Genomic DNA, 6,792 nt, shown 5'->3' with positions numbered 1-6,792 from the left:
CGCCATCGGCGGCAAGGGCGATGACTTCTACGTCATCAGCCAGTCCGACGACGTCATCATCGAGAAGCCCGGCGAAGGCATCGACACCGTCGAGACCTGGGCCGACTACCGCCTGCCGGTCAATGTCGAGAACCTCAACATGGGCCGCTCTGGCACGGTGCACGGCAACGAGCTGGACAACATCATCAACGGCAGCAACGGCAAGGACGTCATCCATGCCGTCGGCGGCAACAACATCATCACCGGCGGTGCCGGGGCCGATACTATTTATTCGGGCCCGGGGGCGGACATCTTCGTCTACACCTCGATCGTCGACCGGGGCGATGTCATCAAGAACTTCCAGGTGGGCGCCGACATGCTCGACCTGCGGCCGCTGATGAAGAGCCTCAACGCCAAGGCCGACGGCGATTATGTCTCGCTGGTCCAGCAGGGCAACAACACCCTGGTCAAGGTCGACGTCACCGGTACCGGCCGTGCCGGCGACACCCTGGCCACCATCGAAGGCGTCCATGCCAACGACCTCGCCGACTATGTCGACCACTGGATGGGCATCGCCTGATCTGCCGCTTGGGTAAGTCGATCCAGAAAGGGGAGGGGGGCCATGTGCCCCCCTTTTCCTATTGCGGTTCCACGCAATCCTCCGAAATCCGCTTGGCCGCTTCCTGGAACAGGACGGAGAAGCTCTCCGGCGGCAGGGGGCGGCTGAACAGATAGCCCTGGATGAAGCGGCATCCCTTGCTTTTCAGGAAGGCCGCCTGTTGCTCCGTCTCGACGCCTTCGGCAACCACCTGGAAACCGAGATTTGCCGCCAGGGCCATGACGGAGGAAATGATCGCGCCGTCCTTTTCGTTGTGGGGCAGGTCCTGAACGAAGCTGCGGTCGATCTTCAGGCAGTTGATGGGAAAGGTCTTGAGATAGCTGAGCGAGGAATAGCCGGTCCCGAAATCGTCCACCGACAGGTTCATGCCCATCGCCCGCATCTCGCGCAGGATCGCCACCGCCTTGTCGGTATTCTGGGCTACCGTGGTTTCGGTGATTTCCAGGTCCAGGGCTTCCGGTTCCAGTTCCGACGTCGTCAGGGCGTTGCGGATGGTCTGCAGCAAGCCGCTGTCGTGGAACTGGGCCGGTGACAGATTGACGCTGATGGAAGGCAGATTCAGGCCCTGGTCGCGCCATGCCCGCATCTGCCGACAGGCTTCGCGCAGGGTCCAGGCGCCTAGCTGCGGCAGCAGTCCCATCTGTTCCGCTATCGGAATGAAGCGCGCGGGGCTGACATCCCCCAGCACGGGATGGTGCCAGCGCATCAAGGCTTCGGCGCCGATGATCCGGCCGGTTTCCTGATCGAATTTGGGCTGGTAGTGCAAGCGGAAATCCTGGCGCTGCAGGGCCGCGCGCAATTCGTTCTCCAGGGTCAGGCGCTCGATGGCCTGATGGGTCATCTCCTGGCGGAAGAAGCAGAAGGACCGGCCGCCGCTCTTCTTGGCGTGGTACATGGCGGCATCGGCATTGCTCAGCAATTCCTCGGCGCCGCCGGCATCGTCGGGATAGACCGCCACGCCGATGCTGGGGGTGGAGAAGATCTCGCGACCGGCGATGGTGAAGGGATCGGAGAAGGCATAGAGGATCTTGTGGATCATTGCCATTCCGGCGCTGCGCTTCTCGACATCGGGCAGCAGGATGACGAATTCGTCGCCGCCGATGCGTCCCACCACATCCGTCAGCCGCACGCAGGAAGACAGCCGCCGCGCCGCCAGTTGCAGCAGCCGGTCGCCCGCCGCGTGACCGAAGGAATCGTTGACGAACTTGAAGCGGTCCAGGTCGATGAAGAGGGCGATCACCGCCGAACCGTTCTGCCTGGCGCGCTCGACCGATTCGTGCAGGCGTTCCATCACCATGCGTCGGTTGAGCAGCTGGGTCACCGTGTCCCGTTCGGCATGGTAGCGGATGCGCCGCTCGCTTTCCTTGCGCTGGCTGATATCGCTGCACAGGATCACATAGGTGCTGATGGCGCCGTCTTCGTTGCGCACCCCCGTGGCCGACAGCCAGGCGGGAAAGCTGCCGCCGTTCCGCCGCATCCAGACCTCGCCCTGCCAGTTGCCGCCGGCCAGGACCTTGGCCTCGATCTCGTCCATCAGCCTGCCGTGCAGGTCCTCGTCCAGCAGCGCCAGGGGGTTTCCCACGATCTCGTCGCGGCGCTGGCCGGTCAGCTGCTCGAAGGCGGCGTTGACCGTCTGGACGCGGCAGCCGCTGGCGGCGACGATGATGGCCTCGGAAACCGTGTCGAAGACCTTGGCCGCCAGCCGCAGGCTTTCGTCGGCGGCCTTGCGTTCGGTGATGTCCTCGACCGTGCCCTCGTAATAGAGCACCGTTCCGTCCTCGGCGCGGACGCAGCGGGCATTCTCGGTGATCCAGATCACCGCGCCGTCCTTGCGGCGCACCTGGGCTTCGAAATTGGTCACCACCGAATGGGCCGCTAACAGGTCGCGGAAACGGTTGCGCTGGCTGGCATCCACGTAAAGCTGGCGGGCGATGTCGGTGAGATTGTTCTTCAGGTCGTCCGGGCCGTCATAGCCATAGATGCGGGCCATGGCCGGATTGACGTTGATATAGCTGCCGTCCGGCGTGGTCTGGTAGATGCCCTCGACCGCATTCTCGAAGATGCTGCGGAATTTCTGCTCGGCCTCTTCCGCCGCGCGGCGGTCCTGTTCCTGCTGCGACAGGTCCCGCAGCGAGGCAACCGATGTCACCTCGCCCTCGATGTCGATGAAGCGTGAGACGCGGGCCTGGACGGGCAGGGGCTGGCGGTCGTTCTGGCGCAGCAGGTGAATCTCGAAGGTCCGGAGCGAGGCGTCGCCATCGAGACCGACGCGGTGGAGCCTGCGCAATTCCTCGTGTTCCTGCGGCGCCACCAGGTCCAGCATGGGGCGGCCCACCAATTCCTCCGCCGGACAGCCGAGCATGCGGCCCAGGGCCGGATTGGCGAAAAGGATGATGCCGCCGCGCAGGATCGCCAAGCCGTCCTGCAGGCTGTCCACCAGGCTTCGATACAGCGCGTCGCTCCACATCGATGGCATCCCTTCCGGAGAGGTCATGGCGGCGGGCGGGGATTTTTCCCGGGCCTCGGCTGGGTAGATCACTTCTTGTCCTCCTCCCCCTTGGACTTGAAATAGAAGAAAGCAAGGGCCGGGCCAAACCGCCGGTCTAGGGTCTCTGCCGGAGGAAGACGCGCGGCAGGAGCGGCTGCTGCCCACGAATTGGGCATGGCTCCCTTGCGCCTTGGGGTGCGCGCTCAATATTTGGGCGTGAACGCCTCCATGCTGCCGATGCCGGCCATGCGACGCCATGGTTGGGCTGCGGGTTGTTCGCCACCACGATATCTGGTAGCTTTCCGCAGCACCAAGGGGTGCCCGTCGCGGCGTCTCCCTTGGTGTTTTGTTTCAATGTTTTGAGACGGTCCGGTCCTTTGACGACTCCTTCGACGATACCGCCGCATTTCGACATCACGCCCGTCACGATCGAAGAGGAGATGAAACGCTCCTATCTCGATTATGCCATGAGCGTGATCGTGTCGCGCGCCCTGCCCGATGTCCGGGATGGCCTGAAACCGGTTCACCGCCGCATCCTCTTCTCGATGAAGGAAAACGGCTACGACTGGAACAAGCCGTTCCGCAAGTCGGCCCGCATCGTCGGTGACGTCATGGGTAAGTATCACCCGCATGGCGACTCGGCGATCTATGACGCCATGGTGCGCATGGCGCAGGACTTCTCCATGCGCCTGCCGCTGATCCATGGCCAGGGCAATTTCGGCTCGATGGACGGCGACCCGGCTGCGGCGATGCGTTACACCGAGGCCCGACTGGCCCGCGCCGCGCATTTCCTGCTGGAAGACATCGACAAGAATACCGTCAACTTCCAGTCCAACTACGACGACACCACCCACGAACCGGTGGTGCTGCCGGCCCGCTTCCCCAACCTGCTGGTCAACGGGGCGGGCGGCATCGCCGTGGGCATGGCGACCAACATTCCGCCCCATAACCTGGGCGAGGTCATCGACGCCTGCTGCGCCTATATCGACAATCCCGAGGTCACGGCCGAGGAATTGATGGAATTGGTGCCGGCGCCGGACTTCCCCACGGGCGGCATCATCGTCGGCCGCGTCGGCGCGCGTTCGGCCTATACCACCGGGCGCGGCTCGATCGTGATCCGCGGGCGCTGCCATATCGAGGAAATCCGCAAGGACCGCGAAGCCATCGTGGTCACGGAGATTCCCTACCAGGTCAACAAGGCCCGCATGATCGAGCAGATCGCGGAACTGGTCCGCGACAAGCGCATCGAGGGCATTTCCGACCTGCGTGACGAATCCGACCGCGACGGCGTGCGCGTGGTGATCGAGGTCAAGCGCGACGCCCAGGCCGACGTGGTGCTGAACCAGCTCTACCGCTTCACGCCGCTGCAGACCAGCTTCGGCGTCAATATGCTGGCGCTGAACGGCGGCAAGCCGGAAATGATGGCCCTGCGGGACATCATCGTGGCCTTCGTGAATTTCCGCGAAGAGGTCATCACCCGGCGCACCATCTTCGAACTCGAGAAGGCGCGCGACCGCGCCCATGTCTTGGTCGGCCTGGCCATCGCCGTGGCCAACCTGGACCCGGTGATCAAGCTGATCCGTCAGGCTCCGGACCCGGTCACGGCACGCGAGCAGCTGATGGCGCGCGATTGGGACGCCAGCGATGTCGAGCCGCTGATCCGCCTGATCGACGAGCCGGGCCGGGGCGTGGTGGACGGCAAGTACCGCCTGTCCGAAGCCCAGGCCCGTGCCATCCTGGATCTGCGCCTGCACCGCCTGACCGGGCTCGAGCGCGGCAAGATCGCCGAGGAACTGACCGGCATCGGCAAGCAGATCGAGGAATACCTGCATATCCTGTCCTCGCGGGCCCGCCTTTACGAGGTGCTGCGCGCGGAATTGGTGGAAATGCGCGATATGTTCGCCACGCCGCGCCGCACCACCCTGGAAGAGGCCGAGTTCGAACACGACATCGAAGACCTGATCCAGCGCGAGGACATGGTGGTGACGGTGACCAACACCGGCTACATCAAGCGCGTTCCGCTCTCCGCCTATCGCGCGCAGCGCCGGGGCGGCAAGGGGCGTTCGGGCATGTCCATGCGCGACGAGGATTTCGTCAACCAGGTCTTCGTCGCCAGCACCCATACGCCGGTGCTGTTCTTCTCGTCCAACGGCATCGCCTACAAGATGAAGGTGTATCGCCTGCCGCTCGGCAACCCGCAATCGCGCGGCAAGGCCCTGATCAACCTGTTGCCCTTGAGCGAAGGCGAGACCATCTCCACCATCATGCCCTTGCCCGAGGATGAAACCACCTGGGGCGAACTGGACGTGATGTTCGCCACCGCCTCGGGCAATGTCCGCCGCAACAAGCTGTCGGACTTCGCCAATGTGATGGCCAACGGCAAGATTGCCATGAAGCTGGACGAGGGCGACCGCCTGATCGCCGTGCAGCCCTGCACCGAGGAACACGACGTGCTGCTGGCCACGCGCGGCGGCAAGTGCATCCGCTTCCATGTCGGCGACGTCCGTGTCTTTGCCGGCCGCACTTCGACCGGCGTGCGCGGCATCCGTCTGGATGGCGACGAGGTCATCTCGATGTCGATCCTGCGCCACGTGGAATTCTCGGCCGAGGAGCGCGACCAGTATCTGCGCATTGCCGGCGCCCTGCGCCGTGCCACCGGCGAGTCCGAGGAAACCGAAGGCACCCTCGAGGCGCCCACCGGCATGGACCAGAAGAAATACGAGGAGATGTCGGCCAACGAGGAATTCATCCTCACCGTCACCCAGAACGGCTTCGGCAAGCGCAGCTCCGCGTATGAATACCGTGTCACCGGCCGTGGCGGCCAGGGCATCGCCAATATCGAGATGACCGAACGCAACGGTGCCGTCGTCGCTTCCTTCCCCGTGGACGCGGCGGGCGAGATCGTCATGGTCACCGATGGCGGCAAGCTGATCCGCCTGGGCGTGAGCGATATCCGCATCGCTGGGCGCAAGACCCAGGGCGTGACCCTGCTGCGCACCGCCGAGGGCGAAAGCGTCGTCTCGGTGGCCGGGCTGGGCGACCTGGGCGGCAACGGCGAGGGAGCCGAGGACGAAGAGGACGGCCTGGAAGACGGCGGTCAGGATGAGGCCGCGGACCGGGACGACTCGGAGGGAGCGTCCGATAGCGGAGAGGAAGAGGGCAATGCCTGACCGTATCGGCGTCTATCCGGGGACCTTCGACCCCATCACGAACGGCCATCTGGACATCATCACCCGCGCCACCCGTGCGGTCGACCACCTGATCGTCGCCGTGGCGGCCAATGCCGGCAAGGGCCCGCTCTTCACGCTGGAAGAGCGGGTGGCGATGGCCCAGGACGAGATCGATGCGCTGCAGCTCAGCAATGCCGCGCGCATCGAGGTCCGGCCTTTCGACAGCCTGCTGGTGCATTTCGCCAAGGCGGCGGGGGCCAATATCATCGTGCGCGGCCTGCGGGCCGTCTCGGACTTCGAATACGAATTCCAGATGGCCGGCATGAATGCCCGCCTGTCGCCGGAAATCGAAACCGTCTTCCTCATGGCCTCGGAGCGCTGCCAGTTCATCTCCTCGCGCTTCGTCAAGGAGATCGGGCGGCTCAACGGCGATATCACCTCTTTCGTTTCGCCGCGCATCCGCAAGCGGCTTGCCGACCGCTTTGCCATGCGCAAAGCGGCCGAATCCTGAATCACCTTTCAACAGGGACGTCCGC

At 64.4% G+C, this 6,792-nt stretch carries 4 protein-coding genes; 3 read left to right on the top strand and 1 reads right to left on the bottom strand.

Features of this window, described 5'->3' with window-relative positions; all coding sequences use genetic code 11:
- Positions 1-559, top strand: a 559-nt coding sequence (locus tag EPD66_RS03655) for a type I secretion C-terminal target domain-containing protein (RefSeq protein ID WP_142847116.1), incomplete at its 5' end; no start/stop codon positions are given.
- 58 nt (positions 560-617) lie between these two features.
- Here EPD66_RS03655 and EPD66_RS03650 read toward each other — a convergent pair.
- Positions 618-3,137, bottom strand: coding sequence for a bifunctional diguanylate cyclase/phosphodiesterase (locus tag EPD66_RS03650; RefSeq protein WP_185961233.1), 2,520 nt, complete (start codon positions 3,135-3,137; stop codon positions 618-620).
- 389 nt (positions 3,138-3,526) lie between these two features.
- Between EPD66_RS03650 and gyrA the strand changes: the two genes are divergently transcribed.
- Both gyrA and coaD read left to right on the top strand, forming a co-directional pair.
- Positions 3,527-6,256 (top strand): DNA gyrase subunit A, encoded by a 2,730-nt coding sequence (gene gyrA / locus EPD66_RS03645; RefSeq protein WP_370511855.1) that lies wholly within the window; start codon positions 3,527-3,529, stop codon positions 6,254-6,256.
- The gene (coaD, locus tag EPD66_RS03640) at positions 6,249-6,767 is read left to right on the top strand and encodes a pantetheine-phosphate adenylyltransferase (RefSeq protein WP_142847113.1); all 519 of its coding nucleotides are present in this window, start codon (positions 6,249-6,251) and stop codon (positions 6,765-6,767) included. Before gyrA ends, coaD begins: the two co-directional genes overlap by 8 nt.
- The last annotated feature ends 25 nt before the right edge of the window (positions 6,768-6,792 follow it).

Source organism: Telmatospirillum sp. J64-1, from assembly GCF_006980715.1.
Taxonomy (GTDB): Bacteria; Pseudomonadota; Alphaproteobacteria; order Rhodospirillales; family Magnetospirillaceae; genus Oleiliquidispirillum; species Oleiliquidispirillum nitrogeniifigens.
This window is presented reverse-complemented; position numbering and strand designations above follow the sequence as displayed.

What these genes read in the sequence shown, in the direction of transcription:
- gyrA (WP_370511855.1), top strand. Translation starts at nt 3,527, where the DNA reads ATGAAACGCTCCTATCTCGATTATGCCATGAGCGTGATCGTGTCGCGC.
- coaD (WP_142847113.1), top strand. Translation starts at nt 6,249, where the DNA reads ATGCCTGACCGTATCGGCGTCTATCCGGGGACCTTCGACCCCATCACG.